This window comes from Achromobacter pulmonis, from assembly GCF_002885955.2.
Lineage (GTDB): Bacteria > Pseudomonadota > Gammaproteobacteria > Burkholderiales > Burkholderiaceae_B > Achromobacter > Achromobacter pulmonis_A.
In genome coordinates, this window is sequence record NZ_POQS01000002.1 from 649,792 (window position 1) to 668,656 (window position 18,865).

17 protein-coding genes and 1 pseudogene are annotated in these 18,865 nt (G+C 69.8%); 4 read left to right on the top strand and 14 right to left on the bottom strand.

Annotation, left to right across the window (positions count from 1 at the left end; translation table 11 throughout):
- Positions 1-38 precede the first annotated feature (38 nt).
- From C1I89_RS09080 to C1I89_RS09145, 14 genes are all read right to left on the bottom strand, one after another.
- Complete coding sequence (locus C1I89_RS09080; protein WP_102772437.1) at positions 39-2,153, bottom strand: TadG family pilus assembly protein; 2,115 nt, start codon at positions 2,151-2,153, stop codon at positions 39-41.
- A 26-nt stretch (positions 2,154-2,179) separates the two neighbouring features.
- Complete coding sequence (locus tag C1I89_RS09085) at positions 2,180-2,602, bottom strand: DUF3613 domain-containing protein (RefSeq protein ID WP_102772438.1); 423 nt, start codon at positions 2,600-2,602, stop codon at positions 2,180-2,182.
- A 24-nt stretch (positions 2,603-2,626) separates the two neighbouring features.
- The gene (locus C1I89_RS09090) at positions 2,627-3,478 is read right to left on the bottom strand and encodes a hypothetical protein (RefSeq protein WP_258231371.1); all 852 of its coding nucleotides are present in this window, start codon (positions 3,476-3,478) and stop codon (positions 2,627-2,629) included.
- A gap of 11 nt (positions 3,479-3,489) precedes the next feature.
- Positions 3,490-4,488: a type II secretion system F family protein gene (locus C1I89_RS09095; protein WP_102772439.1), complete on the bottom strand. Its 999-nt coding sequence runs from the start codon at positions 4,486-4,488 to the stop codon at positions 3,490-3,492.
- A gap of 11 nt (positions 4,489-4,499) precedes the next feature.
- Positions 4,500-5,426, bottom strand: coding sequence for a type II secretion system F family protein (locus C1I89_RS09100; RefSeq protein WP_102772440.1), 927 nt, complete (start codon positions 5,424-5,426; stop codon positions 4,500-4,502).
- The gene (locus tag C1I89_RS09105) at positions 5,426-6,790 is read right to left on the bottom strand and encodes a CpaF family protein (protein WP_102772441.1); all 1,365 of its coding nucleotides are present in this window, start codon (positions 6,788-6,790) and stop codon (positions 5,426-5,428) included. The genes C1I89_RS09100 and C1I89_RS09105 overlap by 1 nt, the downstream gene beginning before the upstream one ends.
- Before the next feature lie 33 nt (positions 6,791-6,823).
- Positions 6,824-8,161 (bottom strand): response regulator/pilus assembly protein, encoded by a 1,338-nt coding sequence (locus C1I89_RS09110; protein WP_168202095.1) that lies wholly within the window; start codon positions 8,159-8,161, stop codon positions 6,824-6,826.
- A complete protein-coding gene (locus C1I89_RS09115; protein WP_102772443.1) occupies positions 8,158-9,519 on the bottom strand; it encodes a type II and III secretion system protein family protein in 1,362 nt (453 codons plus the stop codon). The genes C1I89_RS09110 and C1I89_RS09115 overlap by 4 nt, the downstream gene beginning before the upstream one ends.
- 65 nt (positions 9,520-9,584) lie before the next feature.
- Positions 9,585-10,541, bottom strand: a complete 957-nt coding sequence (gene cpaB / locus C1I89_RS09120) for a Flp pilus assembly protein CpaB (RefSeq protein WP_102772444.1) — start codon at positions 10,539-10,541, stop codon at positions 9,585-9,587.
- Positions 10,538-11,020: a TadE/TadG family type IV pilus assembly protein gene (locus tag C1I89_RS09125; RefSeq protein WP_102772445.1), complete on the bottom strand. Its 483-nt coding sequence runs from the start codon at positions 11,018-11,020 to the stop codon at positions 10,538-10,540. Before C1I89_RS09125 ends, cpaB begins: the two co-directional genes overlap by 4 nt.
- A gap of 1 nt (position 11,021) precedes the next feature.
- Positions 11,022-11,456 (bottom strand): TadE/TadG family type IV pilus assembly protein, encoded by a 435-nt coding sequence (locus C1I89_RS09130; RefSeq protein ID WP_246842340.1) that lies wholly within the window; start codon positions 11,454-11,456, stop codon positions 11,022-11,024.
- Positions 11,456-11,929 carry a prepilin peptidase gene (locus C1I89_RS09135; protein ID WP_102772446.1) on the bottom strand — a complete coding sequence of 158 codons (474 nt, stop codon included), beginning with the start codon at positions 11,927-11,929 and terminating at the stop codon, positions 11,456-11,458. The genes C1I89_RS09130 and C1I89_RS09135 overlap by 1 nt, the downstream gene beginning before the upstream one ends.
- A 155-nt stretch (positions 11,930-12,084) precedes the next feature.
- Positions 12,085-12,249: a Flp family type IVb pilin gene (locus C1I89_RS09140; RefSeq protein WP_440130625.1), complete on the bottom strand. Its 165-nt coding sequence runs from the start codon at positions 12,247-12,249 to the stop codon at positions 12,085-12,087.
- 137 nt (positions 12,250-12,386) lie between these two features.
- Positions 12,387-13,217, bottom strand: a complete 831-nt coding sequence (locus tag C1I89_RS09145; RefSeq protein WP_102772448.1) for an MHYT domain-containing protein — start codon at positions 13,215-13,217, stop codon at positions 12,387-12,389.
- A gap of 569 nt (positions 13,218-13,786) precedes the next feature.
- On the opposite strand from C1I89_RS09145, the gene C1I89_RS09150 reads away from it, so the two are divergent.
- From C1I89_RS09150 to C1I89_RS09165, 4 genes and pseudogenes are all read left to right on the top strand, one after another.
- Positions 13,787-15,385 carry a ShlB/FhaC/HecB family hemolysin secretion/activation protein gene (locus C1I89_RS09150; protein ID WP_246842410.1) on the top strand — a complete coding sequence of 533 codons (1,599 nt, stop codon included), beginning with the start codon at positions 13,787-13,789 and terminating at the stop codon, positions 15,383-15,385.
- Positions 15,386-15,657: 272 nt separating this feature from the next.
- Positions 15,658-17,331 (top strand): collagen-like triple helix repeat-containing protein, encoded by a 1,674-nt coding sequence (locus C1I89_RS09155; protein WP_102772450.1) that lies wholly within the window; start codon positions 15,658-15,660, stop codon positions 17,329-17,331.
- 64 nt (positions 17,332-17,395) lie between these two features.
- Positions 17,396-18,238, top strand: a pseudogene (locus tag C1I89_RS09160) (collagen-like triple helix repeat-containing protein); the annotation flags it as partial.
- Between the two features lie 29 nt (positions 18,239-18,267).
- Entirely contained in the window at positions 18,268-18,801 is a 534-nt protein-coding gene (locus C1I89_RS09165) for a MarR family winged helix-turn-helix transcriptional regulator (protein ID WP_102772451.1), read from the top strand.
- Positions 18,802-18,865: the final 64 nt, after the last annotated feature.

The window sequence follows — 18,865 nt, forward strand, 5'->3', positions numbered from 1 at the left end:
CGCGTGCAGGCAGGCAGCGGAAATCACGATATTCACCATCAGTACACCAGGCGGGGCTTGCCGCAATCGACGGAAATCAGGGAGACGTCGGTCTGGCCCAGGCTCAGGCCCAGCAGATTGAGCAGCTGCTGCAGCAGCACCGACAGCGCGTCCAGCAAGGGCGTCAGCAGCGCGACGACCACCGACAGCACGCCGCCGACCTGCCCGCCGTCGCTCAGGGCGAGCGCGCCGACCGCTTTGACGCGGCATTGCCGGATATCGTCGGGGCCGCCGGCCATGAAGCAGGCCACGTCGCTCAGCGGCGCCGCCAGCAGCGTGTTCAGGATGCCGCCGACCAGCTGCAGCGTGCCGCCCAGCACGCCGGTCAGGCCGCCGGTGCTCAGGCGGGTGCCGAGCCGCTCCATCGCGTCCTTGGACCACTGCATGTCGTTGACGACCTTGGACACGGTCTTGCCGGCATGCGAGGCGTCGCCGCCCACCAGCCTGGCGGCAAGGTCCGCGCGCTCCTTGTCCGTCAGCGGCGTGCCGGTACTGAACAGATCGCCCAGGATGCCGCCGATCAGCGCGTCCGACAGGTTGGACGCCAGCTGCGCCAGGTCGACCTGGGAGGCGTTGATCGTGGTGCTGGAGTCCGGCGACGGCGGCTCGGTCAGCAGCACCGATACCGGCGTGGACGACGGAAACACCGACAGCGGCGGGTCGGCGATCTTGGCGGTCAGCGGCAGGATGCCCAGCACGTTCAGCACCTCGTGGCGTCCGATGGCGGCCGAGGCCGAGGACTCGCAGCTATTGGTCAGCGACACGAAATGATTCGGGTCCCGGTCGGTGCTGGACTGCATGGCGGGGAAGCTGCCCAGGCACAGGTTCACCAGCGACGAAGACACGTCGATGACGGCCTGCGATTCGGTCAGCGGCGCCTCGCACAGCTTGCTGACGGTGCCGGTCGATTGCGCCACGTCGATGATGATGGGCAGGTCCACGCGGGTGCCCAGCGTGTCCGACAGCAGCGGGCCGACCAGCGGGATGGTGGCGGTGTTGACCCGCAGGTACACGCGGATGCCGGCGCTGGTCGCGCGCGCGCCCACGCCGCCGATGCCGATGGAAGGCGGCTCGACCACGCGCACCTGCGCGTCCACGCCCAGCAGCGGCACGCTCAGCCCGAGGTTGATGAGGTTCTCGCCGTTGGCGATCACCAGCGCGGTCTCCAGGATGTTGCGCGCGTTGATGTCGGCCTGCAGCGCGGAATGCGCGCCGCCGCCCTGCACCGACAGGTCGAGCAGGCCGCCGTCGCCGAACAGCTTGACCGGCAGGTCCAGCGGCATCACGTCCAGCGCCACGCCGATGGCCCGGGCCAGCAGCCCCACGTCGGCGCTGGCCGTGCCCATTTTGTCGATGACGCTCAGGGTCGCGTTGAGCAGCTGGCCCAGCGTCAGGTTCTCCACGGCCGCCAGCTGTTCGGGCGTGCCCACGCCGGTTGCGACCGACAGCGGCAGGCCCAGGGCCTTGAGCAGGCCGGCCGGCGTGATCTGGACGCTGGCCAGCCCGGCCGCGTCCAGCACGTCGAGCTGGGCCGGCGAGGCGCCGACGGTGGCCAGCAGCCGCGACAGCAGGCCGCCGCGCTCCAGGCGCAGCAGGCGCGAGCCGACCGAGAAGACGGCGACCGGCCTGGAATTGGCCGCCACCGCCGAGACCGAGGCCGGCAGGCCGCCATCGCCGCCGCTGAAGCTGGGGATGATGCGGCTCAGCCGCTTGCTGACCGTCACGCGCACGGCGTTGAACGCCTCGTCGCCGGCCGGATCGAACAGGTGCATGCCGGCGGCGTCGGCGCGGTCCGGGTCCCAGACCTTGCATTCGACGGTGATGTCGGCATCCGTGAAGCGGTCGATCAGCGTGGGGATGTTGCGCCGCGCCGAGGCCCGGCCGGCCGCGATCGCCGGCGCGCAATCGGCTGGCGCGCCCAGCCCCAGCGCCTGCACCGCCGACAGCGCGGCAAGGTCCGCGCCCTTCTGCATCTCGCGCTTCATGTAGAAGCTGTAGGCCAGCTGCGCCGCGCCCAGCAGCACCACCCCCACCAGGATCGCGAAGACCACGGCCACGGTGATGCTGCCGCGCTGGCGCGGCAACGGGACGGGACGCGAAGAATGAGCGCGCATGTTCGGTTCCGGCTCGGGTCCGGGCATCAGTTTGTGTTCTTGGTTTCGACGCGCTTCTGCAGCCACTCGGGGATCGGGTGCTTGAAGCTGTCCAGATAGCGGTTCCAGGCGGCGGTGGACACCGGCCCCAGGATGGGCAGCGCGCCGCCCGCGCGCCGGCCGTCGGCCTGCGCCGCCAGCAGGCCGCGCGTGACGTCGCCGAACGCTTCCGGCGCGGCCTCCTGCGGCGCGGCGCTAGCCTGTTGCGGCAGCGGCGTGGAAACCTGCTGTACCACCGGACGGTCGGGCATGGCGGCCGGCGCCGCAGCCGGGGCGGTCGGGGCCGCGGGCGTCGGCGCGCCGGCGGCCATGCCGCCGGTCAGCGGCGCATTCGACTGCGCATGCGCGGCGGGCGCGGCCAGCGCCAGGGCGGAGAACAGCAGCGTGGTGTAGGAACGGATGTGGGACATGTCGAAATTCCTGGCTGAATACGGTTAACGCACGATGGGCCCGTTGCCCAGGCCCTCCATCAAGGGGCTCATCATCGGCATCACGGCGCCGCCCGCGCCGGAGACGCGGGTGGCCGGCAGGCCGGCCGCGGGCATGGGCATGGGCGCGACCTGGCCGCGGATCTCGGCAGCCAGGCGCAGCACCTGGCCGCGGGCCTCCTCGCCCAGCTGCGCCTGGTCCATCAGGCGCTGCGCCTTGAGCGGGTCGCCTTCGACCAGCAGCAGCACCGCCATATTGGCCAGCACCCGGCCGTTCTCGGGCGCGAGTTCGGCCGCCTGGCCCAGCGGCACGCGGGCGCCGTTCAGGTCGCCGGCGCGCAGCCTGGCGTAGCCCAGGTCGCCCAGGATCTGCGCGTTCATCGGCGCCAGCCGCGCCGCCTGCGCGAAGTCGTCGGCCGCCTGCTCGTACTGGCCGCGGCCGCCGGCGATCAGGCCCAGGCCATGCCAGCCCTGCGCGGCCTGCTCGCCGCGGGTCAGCGCGCGGTAGGCCTGTTCGCTGGCGGCGGTCTGGCCGGTCTGGCGCAGCGCGTCGGCGCGCATGACGGCCACGCGGCTGTCGGCGCCGAACTTCTGCTGATAGGCGTCGATGTAGGCCAGCGACGCGAAATAGCGCTCCTGGCGCTGCGCCTCGGCGATCATCGACAGCATCATCTCCGGCTCGCGCGGCCGGTTGCGGCCCTGGGCCTCGTCTTCCTGCTGGCGCGCCAGCGCCTGCTCCTGCTGCTGTTGCTGGATCAGCTGCCACGCCGACTCGGCGCCGTTGCTCTTGCACCCCGCCAGGCCCGCCAGCACCGCCGCCGCGGCCATGCCGCGCGCGCAGCCGCGCCGCCAATTCATCGCGCCCGCCATCATGTTCCCCCCATGCGCGACAACGCGCGTATCACCGCTATGAATCCCGCTCCGCCCGTGACGATCAGCAGCGCCGGCAGCAGGGTCACGATCATGACGCCCGTCATCTTGACCGTGGTCTTGCCGACCCGCTCCTTCAGCTCCAGGCGGCGCGATTCGCGCAGCCGTTCGCCGAAGCGGTTCAGCGGCTCCTGCACCGCGCCGCCGTGCTGGTCCACCTGCGCGATCAGGCGGCAGATGGCGGACAGATCGTCGTTGTCGAAGCCGGTCGCCAGCCGCGCCAGCGACTGTTCGCGCGTGCGGCCGCGCACGTAGAGTTCGGAGGCCAGCCGCAGTTCCTGCGACAGCACCGGCAGCACCTGGCCGAATTCCGCCACCAGCACCTGCAGGCTCTGGTCGATGGACAGCCCCACTCCCTGCAGCAGGCGCAACAGGTCCACCAGCAGCGGCAGTTCGTCGGCCGCCAGGCGCCGGCGGCGCGCCACGCGGCGGCGCAAGGCCCATTTGGGCAGCATGTAGCCGAACCCGAAGCCGAAGAAAGCGGCGAGCAGCATGCCGCCCAACGAGCCGATGTGGCCATAGCGCAGGCCCGCCGTCACCGCAGCCACCGGCAGCAGCAACGCCAGGCCGAAGCGCGCCACCACGAAGCGCGAGCGGGCCGTGGCGGCGTCGGCATAGCCGGCCATGTCCACCAGCTTGCGGTCTTCGGCGGCCAGTAGCGCATCGGCCAGGCGCCCCTGGCTCAGGCGCCTGCCGAACGAATCGGCGGCGCGCGCGGCGGCCGCGAGGCGGCCCTGCGCGTCGGCGGCCGGCAGGGGCGCGGCCGCGCCCTCGCCCATCTGGCGCGCCGCCAGCGCCTGGTCCACCACCTGGCGGCTGCGGCTCTGGCCGCGCAGGCGCCGCACCAGGCCCACGCCCAGCACCAGCATGGCCGCCGCGATCAGCATCAGCGCCGCGGCCAGCGTGGTCGAGGCGTTCCAGGATTGCAGGATATGCATCGCGCCTCTCCTCAGATCGACTTGGCCATGCGGTACAGCCAGTAGCTGCCGCCGATCTGCAGCGCCACCGCGGTCACCAGCATCTTGAAGCCCGCCGGGTCGTGCCACAGTCCCATGAAGAGATTGTTGTTGGTCACGATGATGAAGCCGGCGATCCCCACCGGCAGCAGCGCCAGTATCCAGGCCGACAGCCGCACCTCGGCCGAGCTGGCCGACAGTTCGTTGCGCGCCTGGGCCACATCGCGCATGAACGCGGCCATGCGCTCCAGCACCTGGTCGCTGCGCCCGCCGAAGCGCATCGCCAGCGACACCACGGCGGCGATCATGTACAGCTCTTTCAGCCCGTACAGGCGCGACACGTGCACCAGCGCCGCGTCCAGCTCCTTGGCCGAGCGGCTCAGGCTGGCCGCCGTCTCCACCACTTCGCGCAAGGGTTCGTCGGTGTTGGCGGCGGCGGTCTGGAAGGCCGAGCCCATGCTGTTGCCGATGGTGACCAGGCGCACGATGTTGTCCAGGAACGCCGGCAGCTGCGCGATCATGCGGCGCTGGCGCTTGTCGGCGCGCAGCCACAGCAGGAAATACTCCAGCACCGCCACCAGCACCAGCGTCACCGCGCCGGACAGCCCGCCCAGCAGCAGCCAGGCCAGCGCCGCGCCGCCGAACAGCGGCGCCGCCAGGCGCAGATAGAAGCCGGGGCTCTGGCGTATGCCGGCCACCAGCAGCAGGCGGTCCCATCCCAGCAGGCCGCTGCGCATGGCGCGCGAACCGGCCGCGAACGTGTCGTCGTCCGGGCGCGCGTCGCGCACGCGGTTGAGCTGGTTCTCCAGGAACGCCGAGCTCGCGGCGCGGCGCGCGCCGCGGCTGGCGTGGCGCCACAGCAGCGCCGCGCCCAGCATCAGCGCCAGCGCCAGGCCGGCCAGTATCAGGACCCGCTCCATCAGCGCCTCCGGCTCCAGAACCCGCCGCCACCGCCGCCATCGCCGTCGCCGGACGCGGCGTCGTTGGCGCGCGCCTCGCTGCGCATCCTGGCCAGCTTGGGCGTATGCGGATGGATGCCCAGCCATTTCCAGCGGTCTTTTTCCTCGCCCTCCGGCGTCAGGAAGGTTTCGTGGCGGTACAGCTCCTGCGTGGAAATCACGTTGTCGCCCATGCCCGTCACCTCGGTCACCGACAGCACGCGGCGCTTGCCGTTGGACAGGCGGCCGATCTGCACGATGAAGTCGAGCGCGCTGGCGATCTGGCGGCGCAGGCTGTCCTCGCTGCCCTGGAAGCCGGCGAAGCCCGCCAGCATCTCGATCCGGTACAGGCACTCGCGCGGCGAGTTGGCGTGGATGGTGGCCATGGAGCCTTCGTGCCCGGTGTTCATGGCCTGCAGCATGTCCATGACTTCGGCGCCGCGCACTTCGCCCACCACCACGCGGTCCGGGCGCATCCGCAGGCTGTTGCGGATCAGCTCGCGGATGGTCACCGCGCCGCTGCCGTCGAAGCCGCCCTGGCGCGATTCCAGCCGCACTACGTGCGGGTGGTTGAGCGACAGTTCGGCCGTGTCCTCGACCGTGACCACGCGCTCGGTGCCGGGGATGAAGAACGCCAGCGCATTGAGCAGCGAAGTCTTGCCCGAACTGGTGCCGCCGGACACCAGGATGTTGCAGCGGTTCTTCACCGCCTCGTGCAGCAGCCGGTAGATCTCTTCGTCGAACGTGCCCAGCGTCAGCAGGTCGGCGGGCTTGAGCGGGTCCTGGCGAAACTTGCGGATCGACACCATGGGGCCGTCCACCGCCAGCGGCTCGATCACCACGTTCAGCCGCCCGCCGTCGGGCAGGCGCGCGTCCACCATGGGGCTGGATTCGTCCAGGCGGCGGCCGATGGGCGCCAGGATGCGGCGCACGATGCGCAGCACGTGCTGATTGTCGGTGAAGCGCAGCGTCTCGCGCGCCAGCACGCCGCGGCGCGACACGAACACGTTGTCGTAGCCGTTGATCAGGATGTCTTCCACCGCCGGGTCCGCCAGCAGGTCCTCCAGCGGCCCCAGGCCAGCCAGTTCCTTGGTCAGGGCCTCGGCGATCTGCCGCATCTCGCCTTCGTTGATCGGCACCCTGCGCAGCCGCACGAAGCTCGCGACCTCGATGTCCACGAACTCCTGGATAGCCGAGCGCGCCCAGCGGCCGAACTCGGCGCCCAGCTCCTCGATGCGGGAAAGCAGGTGCTCGTAGGCCGCCGTCTTCACTTCCTGGTAGCGGTTCGACGCCGAAAAACCGGAGTCGCCTTCGCCGCCGAACTCAACCGTCGCTGTCATGATCATGTGGGATTCCGTTGCTGTCCGTCCGTGTTGCCGTCAACCCGCCATGCGGCGGTGCACGCCGGGCAGCCAGGTCGCGAGCCAGCCGGCGCGCCCGCCGGCGGCGTGTTCGTGGGCGCTCAGTTTTTCGGCCAGCGCCTGCACCGCGCGCACGTAGATGTCGCGTTCGGCTTCTTCATGCAGCAGATGGCCCTGGTTGGTGCACACCATCAGCGCCAGCGTGCGGTCGGGCAGCGTGCCCACCAGGTCCAGCTGGAAGCGCTCGGCGATCTGCTGCGCGGTCATGCCGTAGCGCTCGTCGTAGCGGTTGACGATCAGCCCCAGGCTGCGGCGGTCCACGTGCATCTGCTCCAGTTCCTGCAGCAGGCCGGCCAGCGACACCAGCGCGCCCACGCTCTGGTCCGTCACGATCCAGTTCTGCTCCGAGGCGCGCGCCAGGCCGGCCACGAATTCGGGATTGGTGAAGCCGCCGGCATCGGCCACCACCACGCCGAAATGCTGGCGCATGCGCTCGAACACCAGCAGCGAATCGGACAGCGAGGCGTCGCGCATCTGCGCCAGGTCGCGCGGCAGCGACAGCACGCTCAGGCCATTGGCCGTGTGCGGCATGGCCGAGCCCAGCAGCGTGGAGTCCAGGCGGCGCAGGTTGCGCGCCGCCTCGGCGAAGTCGAAGTCGCCGCCAATGTTCAGGTACAGCTGGCAGTCTCCCACTGGCCAGCCCAGGTCCATCAGCGCCACGCGGCTCGACAGCGGCAGCGTCGAGCCGGGCTCGGCCGCGGCCGCGCGCGCAGCCTTGCCACCGGCCGCGTTGCGCGCGCAATGGGCCTGTTTGAGGCGGTCCTGCACCATGCCGGCCAGGTGCACGGCCAGCGTGCTGGCGCCCACGCCGGGGCGCGCGCTCAGCAGCAGCACGCTGCGCCGCGATCCGCCGCCGGGCGCGTCGCCCGCCTGCGCGTTCATCAGGCGCTGCACGATTTCCTTGATTTCCTGCGGCGCCACCGTGGGATCGACGAAGTCGCTGACCCCGGCGCGCAGGGCCGCGATCGCGCCTTCGGGCTGGCTCAGCAGCCCCACCGCCACGCGCGGCAGGCTGGGCGCGATGCGCGCCAGCAGGCGCGCCAGCTCGGCCGACTTGAACAGCTTGCCGGGCTCGTCCTCGCTCAGCGTGAAATCCAGGAACACCACCTGCGGCGCGATGTCCGCCAGGCGCCGCGCCAGTTCTTCCGTGCCGGGCGACTCCTGGGTCAGCATGCCCATGTCGCCCAGCGCCTGCCCCAGCTGGGCGGCGATGTCCGCCCCCCGGGAGCAGAACAGGAATCGCCTGCCGTTCTGCAGGCCCTTCCATTCGCTCGTATGTGTCTTCATATCGTTCACCGCGAAAATCCCGGCATCTGCTGGCCGCCCATCGGGCCGGTCAGGTAATAGCCCCAGGCGTTGAAGCCGTTGTCGGCGCGCTCCTGCCTGGCCCCCGGCAGCGGCAGCGTGACGCCGCGCGCGATGGGGCGCACCAGGCGCGGCGTCACCACGATGACCAGCTCGGTGTCCTCCTGCTTGTAGTCCAGGCTGCGGAAGAAAGTGCCGATGATGGGCAGGTCGCCCAGCAGCGGCACCTTGCTGACCATCGCCTTGGTCTGGCGCGACACCAGGCCGCTGATCACGAAGCTCTCGCCGTCGCCCAGCTCCACCGTGGTGTCCGCGCGGCGCGTGCGCAGCGCCGGAATGATGGAGGCGGAGTTCTCGCCGTTGCTGATCGCGATGCCGTTGCTGTAATCGAGTTCGCTGGCCTCGGGCGCCACCTTCAGCGAGATGCGGTCGCGCGACAGCACGGTGGGCGTGACGGTCAGGCCGATGCCGAACGGCTTGAACGTGACCGACACGGTGCCCAGCCCGCCGGATTCAGGGATGGGCAGCTCGCCGCCGGCCAGGAAGCTGGCGCTCTGGCCCGTCAGCGCCACCAGCGTGGGCTCGGCCAGCACGCGCGCCATGCCGTTGTTCTGCAGCAACCGCAGATTGGCCGAGAAGTTGTTGGTGTCGTAGAACAGCGAGAAGCCCGAGGCCGCCGCGCCCAGGTTGGCCGGCACCAGGCTGGCGCTGGCGCTCCACGGGCCGCTGCCGCCGGCCGACCAGTTGATGCCCGCTTCTTTCATGACGGAGCGCGACACCTCGACCACTTTTACCTCCACCTGCACCACGCCGCTGGTGCCGGCCGAGGATACGTCCACCACGTTCTTTTCGCCGCCCACGGCCGAGGCCGCCATCGCCACGGACGCGACCTGCCCCATCGGCGTTTCGGCGTGGCCGGACACCACCGCGCGGTCGCCGGCAATATCGATGTTGGCGCCGCCGGCGATGCCGCGGCTGGCCAGCGCGCCCTGCACGCTGCCGCCCACGCGCAGGTTCCAGACCTGGGGCGCGGGATTGGAGCCGCTCCAGACCTGCAGCTGCGTGGTGCCGGCCTTCTTGCCGTAGACCAGGATGGCGCCCGCGCGCTTGCCGCCGGCGGGCAGAATCTTGACGTCGGCCACTTCCGGGTCGCCGATGGCCAGGCGCGAGGGCACGGCGCCGTCCAGCAGCAGGGTCTGCTGGCCCTTGACCGCCAGGTTCAGGTCGCGGACCGGCGCCGGCGCGCTCGCGGCCGGCGTCGCGGTTTGCGCTACGGCGCTCGCGCCGCAGCCGAACGCGGCAAGCGCCGACAGGACACAGATGACGGTGGTGCGCTGATGTTTCTTCATGGTGCTGGATCGAGTTATTTGGGAGAGTCCAGCCGCCGGGGCCCGCATCGGCCCCGCGGCCGCTGTCAGTAACGCACGCGCTCGGTCTTGTCGCCGCGCACGATTTCCACCGACCGGCCGCCGCCGGCATTCGCGCCGCGCGCCACGGCCGCGGGCGTACGCGCCGCCGTCGTGGTGCCGTCGAGCTGCACCAGGCTTTCGCCGGCATAGGCGCGGTTCGGCGCGAGCTTGAGCGCATCGCGCTGGGCCGGCGTCAGGTCGGCGCGCACCGGCAGCACGCTGCCGCGCTGCACGAACAATTCCGTGTCCGGCAGGGCCTCGTCGCCCAGCGGCCGCAGCGCCAGCTGCAGGCGGCCGGCGCGGCTGGCCAGCATCAGTTCATTGACGCGTTCCAGCGGCACGGCCAGCACCGCGGTCTTGGCCGGCTGGTTCGGCACGCCCGCCTGCCCTGCCGGCTTTTCCTCCGGACCGTCCACCGAAGCCTTGCCGTAGGCCAGCACGCGCAGCTGCGATTGCAGCAGGCGCGCCTGCGCGCCAGGCACTTCCTGGCCTTTCTCGATCATGAAGAACACGTCGACCCAGTCGCCCGGACCGATGCGGTTGCCGCCGCCCACGACTTCGTCGACCGCGATGGCCACGGCGCGTTCTCCTTCCTTGAGCTGGCGCGCCAGTCCCTGCGCCAGCAGGCTGGGCAGCATGGGGTCGCCCGCGGCGATATCGACCTTGGCCACTGCGCCTTCCAACGGCGCGGCCGCCTCATAGCCGCCCGACAGCGCCGCCTGCCACTGCGCCACTTCCAGCATCCGGGCCGCGTCGATGCGCGTGCCGGCCGCGATCGGCGTCTTGGCCACGACAACCGGATAGCGCTTGACGGGCGCGGCGACCGGCGCCGCCGGCGCGGGCGCCGACGCCGCGGCGGCCGGCGCGCTGGCCGGCGCGGACGCCAGCCTCCAGGCGATGAAGGCCAGAACCAGCCCCGCTACCAACAACATCCCTGCGACGATCTTGCTCAAACTGCTCATGGTGTCCCCTGCGATATCTGTACGACGGCTTGCGAATGCAATTGGTTGGGAATCCAGTTCCGGCCCATGCCCGGCAACGAGGTGATCAGGCCCTGCAGGGTGGCCAGCAAGGGCCAGGACTGGGTTTCATAAGTCAGGTTCACGGTGGCGCAGTCGGACTGCCGGCCGGCCGGGCCGCTCCACTCGCAAGGCGCGCGCGAGGCCGCGCACACCACGCTGGAGCCGGACGAGAACGCGCTCATGGCGGCGGAACAGGCCGCCGCCGGCACGTCGGGCTCGCCGTTGTAGCGGGCCGAAACCGCGGCGCGCGCGCCGTCGGTCGCGGCCGCGGCCAGTTGCTGCTGCATCCAGAACAGCGCGCTCACGCCCAGCACGCCGCAGATGAACAGCAGCAGCACGATCAGGGTCAGCGAAAACTCCAGCGCCGCGACGCCGCGCTGGCGCCGCGGCCGGCAATGGAGCGGATGAGGGGTGCGCATCTCAGCCCTCCCCGTCCAGCTGGTCCAGATGCACGGTCGCGCGCGCGCTCAGCACGCCGGAGGCCGGCATCAGCGCCGTGCGCAGCAGCGGCACCGTGGGGATGAGCGGATGGGCGCCATACGGATAGGACACCGTCACTTCGATCTGGCCGTCGGCCAGCGGCAGGCCGCTGCACGCGCCGCCGCCCGAACTGCTCAGCGCGCCCGCGCTGCCGCACACCGCCACCCGCACCGGCGAGGCCGACAGCGTGCTGATCCATTCGGCCCGCTGCAGCGCGGTGTCGCGTCCCGCCCCGGCCCGCGCCGCCAGCGAAGCGGCGCCGCCCTGCCATTGCAGGATCTTGCGCGCGCCGTCCTGCGCGGCCAGCGCGACGGAGTTCTGTGCGGCGGCGACCAGCGAATAAGTCAGAATCCCGTAGAACAACAGGAAGAACACTACGAATACCAGGCCGAATTCCAGGGCATAGACGCCACGCTGAGCGCGGCGATTCCCATGTATGCGGCGTACGGAATCTGGCGCAGCCGCGCGCCCGGCGCCCACACGCGCGAGAGCGCCAGCACCAGCAAGGCATGCAGGCCCGCCAGCAGGCTCGACAGCACGAGCACCGCCAACAGCGCAGGCAGCCCCAGCAGCAGTCCCAGCACGGCGATGGCCTTGACGTCGCCCGCGCCCATCAGGCGCCGGCTCCACAGCAGCAGGAACGGCAGCGCCGCGGCGAACCCCAGCCAGGCCATGAGCCAGCCGGACCAGCGCGGCGGATAGGCCCAGCCGGGGGCCAGCCACGCGGCCAGCAGCCACAGCAGCTGAAGCGCGAACCCCGACACCACCAAGGCGTTCGGGACGCGGCGGTAGCGCAGGTCGTTGTAGACCAGCGCCAGATTCCAGCTTGCGAACAGCAACCACCACAATGCTTCCCCTGGAGACAAGGCAGGACCTTCAAGAATCGGAAATCGGATACGACAGCGGACGCGCGGCGTGCTTTTCGAATCAAATAAAAAAAGCTGGACGGGAGCCGCGGCAGCGGGCGGGCGGCCCGCCGTCGCGGCATGGGAAGCGATCGGGATCAGCCCGGCGTGTTGTCGCTCAGCGCGCCGCCCAGTCCCGTGAACAGGCCTTCGAGCGCGTCGGTGAACGTGCCCACCACGGCCAGCAGCGCCACCGCGATCATGCCGGCGATCAGGCCGTATTCGAGCGCGGTGATGCCCTCTTCTTCATTCCAGAATTGCATGAGTTTTTGCTTCATTTTCGAACCTCACTGGTCTCGATTGATCATCAAGCCGCCCCGCCGGCGGCAGGCCCGGCCACACTTCCAGAACCACTCGCACACCGTCGCAACTGCAAGGCGGCGCGCGTCCGGAATCCTGCTCATTCCGGCCCCTGGACGGACCCGGGATACTTGCCCGGATGCGCCACCGGCGCCGATTCAATGATCGAGTCAATGCGCTGCGCCGTGCGCACGCGAAACCGCCGGGACGCCCGCTGCAGATGCCAGCGCATCAGCAGCATGGTCGCCACGGATAATACAAACGCGATATAGGGCAGCATTGCGCCGCCGATCTGCGCGCCGGAATATTCGCGGGACGTGGTGCAGACCACGGTCCCGGCCGCGGCGCCGGTGTAATGCATGCCGCAGATCGCCACCGCCATCAAAATGGCCGCGCCGGCGCGCTGGCGTTCGTTCTGGGTATTGAAGGCGAGCCACAATGCGGCCGACGCGGCCACCACGGCGATAAACACCGAGGCCGTCACCATGGGCAGGTCCCAGGCCAGCACGGCCGGCATGCGCATGGCGCTCATGCCTACATAATGCATGGAGACCACGCCCAGCCCGGTGGCCACGCCGCCCGTCAGGCAGCGCAGGAAAGTAAAACGCTGGCGGCCGACAAACCAGAATGCCCAGCCGGAAAAACCCGCGGCGACCAGGAAACTGAGCAGCGTGAGGTCGAATTGATAACCCACGTCGAAAGGCAGGTTCTGGGCCTGCATACCGATGAAATGCATGCTCCAGATACCGACACCGCCCATTGCGACGGCGCCGATCAGTATGTAGCCGAAACGGATTTCGCCATCGCGGGTTTCCGCCCGGATACCCGCCGCGGCCAGCATCGCCACGTAGGAACCGAGCACCGCAACGAAAAACGAAAGCGCCACCAGGCCACCGTGGAACGAAAGCGGAACGATTTCACCTGACGTCATGGACAGCCTCTTTTGAAACTGGCCGCACGCAGCGCTGCGGGCCCCATGATTCTGCTTGCGGTCATCCTTTTCAAACTTGCGGATTTCCTTGGGCTGAACATTTCGATGCAATGAGAAGATACGTTATTTGTAGTCTTGTATATTACCATTTAATACACATCAGGGTTTTCCCTTATATTCGCAATAATGCTGTATTTAAATGTAAATAACGCTCTTTAAGTTAAGAATATCTCATTGAAAAACATATGGTTATCTAACGAACATGCCAATTCATGCAGTTTCAAATTTGCAACAACTTAGCGAAAACACTAATTCGCTATATGGTCCAATGAAATAAATTGTCATTTTAGTCAGCGACTGGCACCATAACGCGACCCCGGCGGCCGGCGGTGGAAATAGTCGATAAATATCGGAAAGGCCATGGAACTGCGCCGCGGAAACAAGAGACATCAAAAGGCATGAGACGTACATTTCCGGCAGCTTCAGTTTCCCTGGTCCTCGCCTGCGCCCTCGCGGCAGCCGGCAATGCCCGCGCAGACGGCCCCTTGCGCGGCAATCCCGTCGATTCCATGCCCAAACTGGAGCGGCCGCCGTCGGCCACGCAGCCGCCGCCCGTGGTGCAGACGGCGACGCCGGAACAAATGGCTTTGCAGGCGCGGCTGGCGCAGCGCATCGTGCCGCGCAATTTCGACGTCAGCGGCGTGCGCGCGATTCCCTTCGAAGAAGTGGCCGCATTGCTGAGTCCGCTGGCCGGCAAGGAAATAAGCCTGGGCGAACTGGTTCAGCAGGTCGACAAAATCACGCTGCTGTACCGGGAAAAAGGCTATCCGCTGTCGTTCGCGCTGGTGCAGAACCAGAGTTTCGCCAACGGCCTGGTGGTGGTGACGGTGGTCGAGGGATATATCGGCTCGGTGCGCATCGAAGGCGATATCGGCAACGCGCAAGACCGGCTCGATACCCTGGCCGGCCCGTTGAAAGAGGAAAGGCCGCTCAAGCAGGCCACGCTGGAACGCCAGCTGAATCTGATGCGCACGGTGCCCGGCGTCAAATTCACGCCCAGCCTGGATCTGCCGCGGCGCGCCGACGGCGCCACAGAACTGGTATTGGCGGCCAGCCGCCAGCCGGTCAGCCTGACCGGCGGCATCGCCGACCTGGGCACCGGCATGCAGCCGCTGGTGAATATGGCGACCAACAGCCTGACGCCGCTGGGCGAACAGGTGAAGCTGACCGCCGCCGTGCCCTTCAATACCGACGACGTGAAATACTTCAACGGTGAAATCCGCGTGCCGATCGGCGCCGACGGCCTGGCGCTGAAAATCGACGGCTACCACTACGACGCGCGCCCCGAGGACGATGCCATCGAATATCTCGGTTTCGAGCGCCGCGTCAAAAACGACCGCGTCGGCCTCGGCGTGAGTTATCCGTTCCTGCTCAACAACAGCCGTTCGCTGACCGGCACGCTGGGCGTCTATGCCGCCAATTCCAAGGACCGCTACGACGCGCGCAACAGCGACCGCTGGCTGCAGCAGGACGCCCGCGTGCGCGCCGCCAACGCGGAACTGCGTTATATCCAGGTATCCGAGAGCCAGGCCACCGACATCACGTTAGGCGTCGCCAAGGGTTTCGACGCCGCCGGCGCCAAAAAAGACATCTCAACCAATTACGGCTATTCCGCCACCCCGATCCTGGACCTGGATTTCACCCGCTATAACCTCAACGCCAAGCAGACCTTTGCGTTGCCGGGCCAGTTCGGGCTGGTTTTCTCGGGCGCCGGGCAATATTCCAGCAATATCCTGCCTTCCTCGGAGCAGGTCTCGTACGGCAGCTGGCGCTACGCCATGGGCTATCCCCAGGGAGAACAAAGCGGGGATAAAGGCATAGGTGTCTCGGCGGAAATAAACCGGCGCTTCGGCACCGGCTGGCAGTACCTTTCCAGCGTGCAACCCTATGCGATGGTCGACTATGCGCGCACCTGGTACAACAACAAAAGCCTGCAGGAACTGAACCAGCGGCATTTGTCTTCGGTGGCGCTGGGGCTGCGGATCACGGACGATAAGTATTATCTATTCGATTTCAACGTCGCCAAGCCGGTGGGGTCGGCGACGGTCGACAATGACCGCGACCTGCGTTTCAACGCGAATTACTCGCTTTATTACGACGCGTTCTGAGCGCGGCGTTACGTAACGCCGCCCGTAACGTAACGGCCGATAACCGGCCATTCGTAACATTCGCAGCCTGCGCGAGATCGTAAATCTGCGTATTTCTCGAATAAGGGTAAACCCTTAATAACTCATAACAACATGAATTGAAAGGGTTTTATCCTTGAAGATCCCGCCCGCCGCGCCGCGGGCTTTTTTTTGAAAAAAGTTGGCACGCTTTGTGCATGTGTAGATGTATCGGGCCGTTTCTTGCCTGACTCTTCCAACACAAGGAGTTCGCCATGCATACCAATATCGAGACTCGCCGCATTTCGCGCATCCTGACATCCACCGTCCTGGCCGCGGCGCTGATGAGCGCCCTGGCCGCCTGCGGCGGCGGCGGTGGCGGCAGCAAGTCGGCGAGCCTGCCGGGCACGGTCATTCCCGAAACGCCGGGAGGCGGCGGCGGCGGCAATGGCGGTGGCGGCGGCAATGGCGGCGGCGACGGCGGCACCAACCCGGGCGGCACCGATCCCACCAATCCGACCAACCCGATCACGGCCGGCCTGCTCGAAACCACGCTGGGCAACACCGGCGCCGCGGTGGACAACACCTTGCCCCTGAACCTGGACACCACGCTGGGCGGCGTAGGCAAGGCGCTGGACCCCACCATCAAGCCGGTGGCCGACACCGTCGTCGGGCTGACGCAGGAAATTGGCGCCACCACGGGCCTGGGCCAGCCGGTGGACGGCACGGTCAAGCAGGTCGGCGGGCTGGTGAGCGATCTCGGCACCACGGTCAAGGGCACCGGCCTGCCCGGCGGGCTGAGCACCGGCCTGGGTGGCCTGGTGGACGGCCTGGGCAAGACCGTGGCCAGCACCGGCGGCCTGCTGCATGCCGATCCGAACAACCCCAATCCGCTGACGACCGTGCTGGGCAACGCCACCGGCGCCGTGGGCGCGCTCACCGCCGGCCTGTCGGGCCAGGGCGGCCTGCTCAACCCGGTGACCCAGGTGGTCGGCGGCATCACCGGCGGCGTGCTGGGCGGACCCTCGACGCCGCTGCTGGAGCCGGCGCTGGGCAACGTCGGCAAGACCGTGGACAACGTTCTGCCGCTCGGCCTGCAGCCTACCCTGGCCGGCCTGGGCGCGGCGCTCGACCCCACCGCCAGCCCGCTGGCCGGCACCGTGACCGGACTGACCCAGCAGGTGGGCGACACCACCAGGCTGGGCGCGCCGGTGGCCGGCCTGCTGAACAGCCTGGGCGGCACGGTCAGCAACCTGGGCGGCTCGCTGCCCGGCGGCGCGGTCGGCCTTAATGGCGTGCTGCAAGGGCTGGGCGGCGCGGTGGCCAGCGCCGGCGGCCTCCTGCACGCCACGCCGGGCAACCCCAACCCGCTGGGCGCGACGCTGGCCAACGCCACCGGCGCGGTCGCCTCGCTCACGGGCGGCCTGGGCCTGGGCGGCGTGACCGGCGGCCTGACCGGCGGCGCCAACGGCAACGGCGGACTGCTCAGCCCCATCACCGGCCTGCTGGCCGGCGTGACGCAGCCGGGCGGCGCCAACGGCGGCCTGCTGGCGCCGGTGACCGGCCTGCTGGCCGGCGTCACGGGCGGCCTGGGCGGAGCCGCGGGCGGAACCGCCGGCAACGGCGGCCTGCTGGGCGGATTGCTCGGCGGCGGCGCCGCCGCGGGCGGCACGGCCGGCGGCTCGGGCGGCGCGGCCGCCAACGGCGGACTGCTGGGCGGCCTGGTCGGCGGACTGGCTGGCGGCGTCTCGGTGAGCGCCAACACCGGTTCCGGCGCGGGCGCGAACGTGAGCGCAGGCGGCGGCGCGGCGGCCGGCACGGCCAACGGCGGACTGCTGGGCGGCTTGCTGGGCGGCGTCACGGGCAGCCTGAGCGGCGGCGGCACGGCCGGCGCTCCCAACGGCGGCCTGCTGGGCGGCCTCCTGGGCGGCCTCTCGGCCCGCAAGTAATCCACGCCATCGGCCCGGGAGCACNACCGTGGACAACGTTCTGCCGCTCGGCCTGCAGCCTACCCTGGCCGGCCTGGGCGCGGCGCTCGACCCCACCGCCAGCCCGCTGGCCGGCACCGTGACCGGACTGACCCAGCAGGTGGGCGACACCACCAGGCTGGGCGCGCCGGTGGCCGGCCTGCTGAACAGCCTGGGCGGCACGGTCAGCAACCTGGGCGGCTCGCTGCCCGGCGGCGCGGTCGGCCTTAATGGCGTGCTGCAAGGGCTGGGCGGCGCGGTGGCCAGCGCCGGCGGCCTCCTGCACGCCACGCCGGGCAACCCCAACCCGCTGGGCGCGACGCTGGCCAACGCCACCGGCGCGGTCGCCTCGCTCACGGGCGGCCTGGGCCTGGGCGGCGTGACCGGCGGCCTGACCGGCGGCGCCAACGGCAACGGCGGACTGCTCAGCCCCATCACCGGCCTGCTGGCCGGCGTGACGCAGCCGGGCGGCGCCAACGGCGGCCTGCTGGCGCCGGTGACCGGCCTGCTGGCCGGCGTCACGGGCGGCCTGGGCGGAGCCGCGGGCGGAACCGCCGGCAACGGCGGCCTGCTGGGCGGATTGCTCGGCGGCGGCGCCGCCGCGGGCGGCACGGCCGGCGGCTCGGGCGGCGCGGCCGCCAACGGCGGACTGCTGGGCGGCCTGGTCGGCGGACTGGCTGGCGGCGTCTCGGTGAGCGCCAACACCGGTTCCGGCGCGGGCGCGAACGTGAGCGCAGGCGGCGGCGCGGCGGCCGGCACGGCCAACGGCGGACTGCTGGGCGGCTTGCTGGGCGGCGTCACGGGCAGCCTGAGCGGCGGCGGCACGGCCGGCGCTCCCAACGGCGGCCTGCTGGGCGGCCTCCTGGGCGGCCTCTCGGCCCGCAAGTAATCCACGCCATCGGCCCGGGAGCACGAACCATGCTGCAACAAGAGACCTACTTTCACCAGGAGCCCGCGGCCGGGCGCAGCAGCGAACTGCGTCCCGGCGTGCTGGAGGACATCGCGCTGATGCTGGGCAGGCAGTTCGCCGTCTATAACGCGGCGTGCCAATCCGCTCTGGCCGAAAAGCTGGGCATCCCCCTGGCGGACCTCAAGGCGCTGGAACTGGTGATGGAGTTCGACGCCCTGCCCACCGGGCAGCTGGCCCAGTTGATGGGCATCAGCTCCGGCGGCGCGACGGCGCTGATCAACCGCCTGGAGGCGGCCGGCTACGTGCAGCGCGGCCGCCATCCGCTGGATCGCCGGATGATCGTGATCCGGCCGGTGGAAGAGCAGTGCCAGCTGGTGGCGCAGGAACGCCAATGGGTCGCCGACGCGGTCATGCTGACGGCGCGCCGCCATGACCCGGCGGAGCTGGAATCGGTGCACGCCTATCTGGCGCAGTGCGTGCGCGCCCTGCGCCACGACACGCTGGTCTGGCTGGAGGCGCGCAGCGCGCACCACTCCGTCTGAACGGCCGCGCCCGGGTCAGGCCGGCCCGGGCGCGCCGAACTGCAGGCGCGGCACGGCCGCCAGC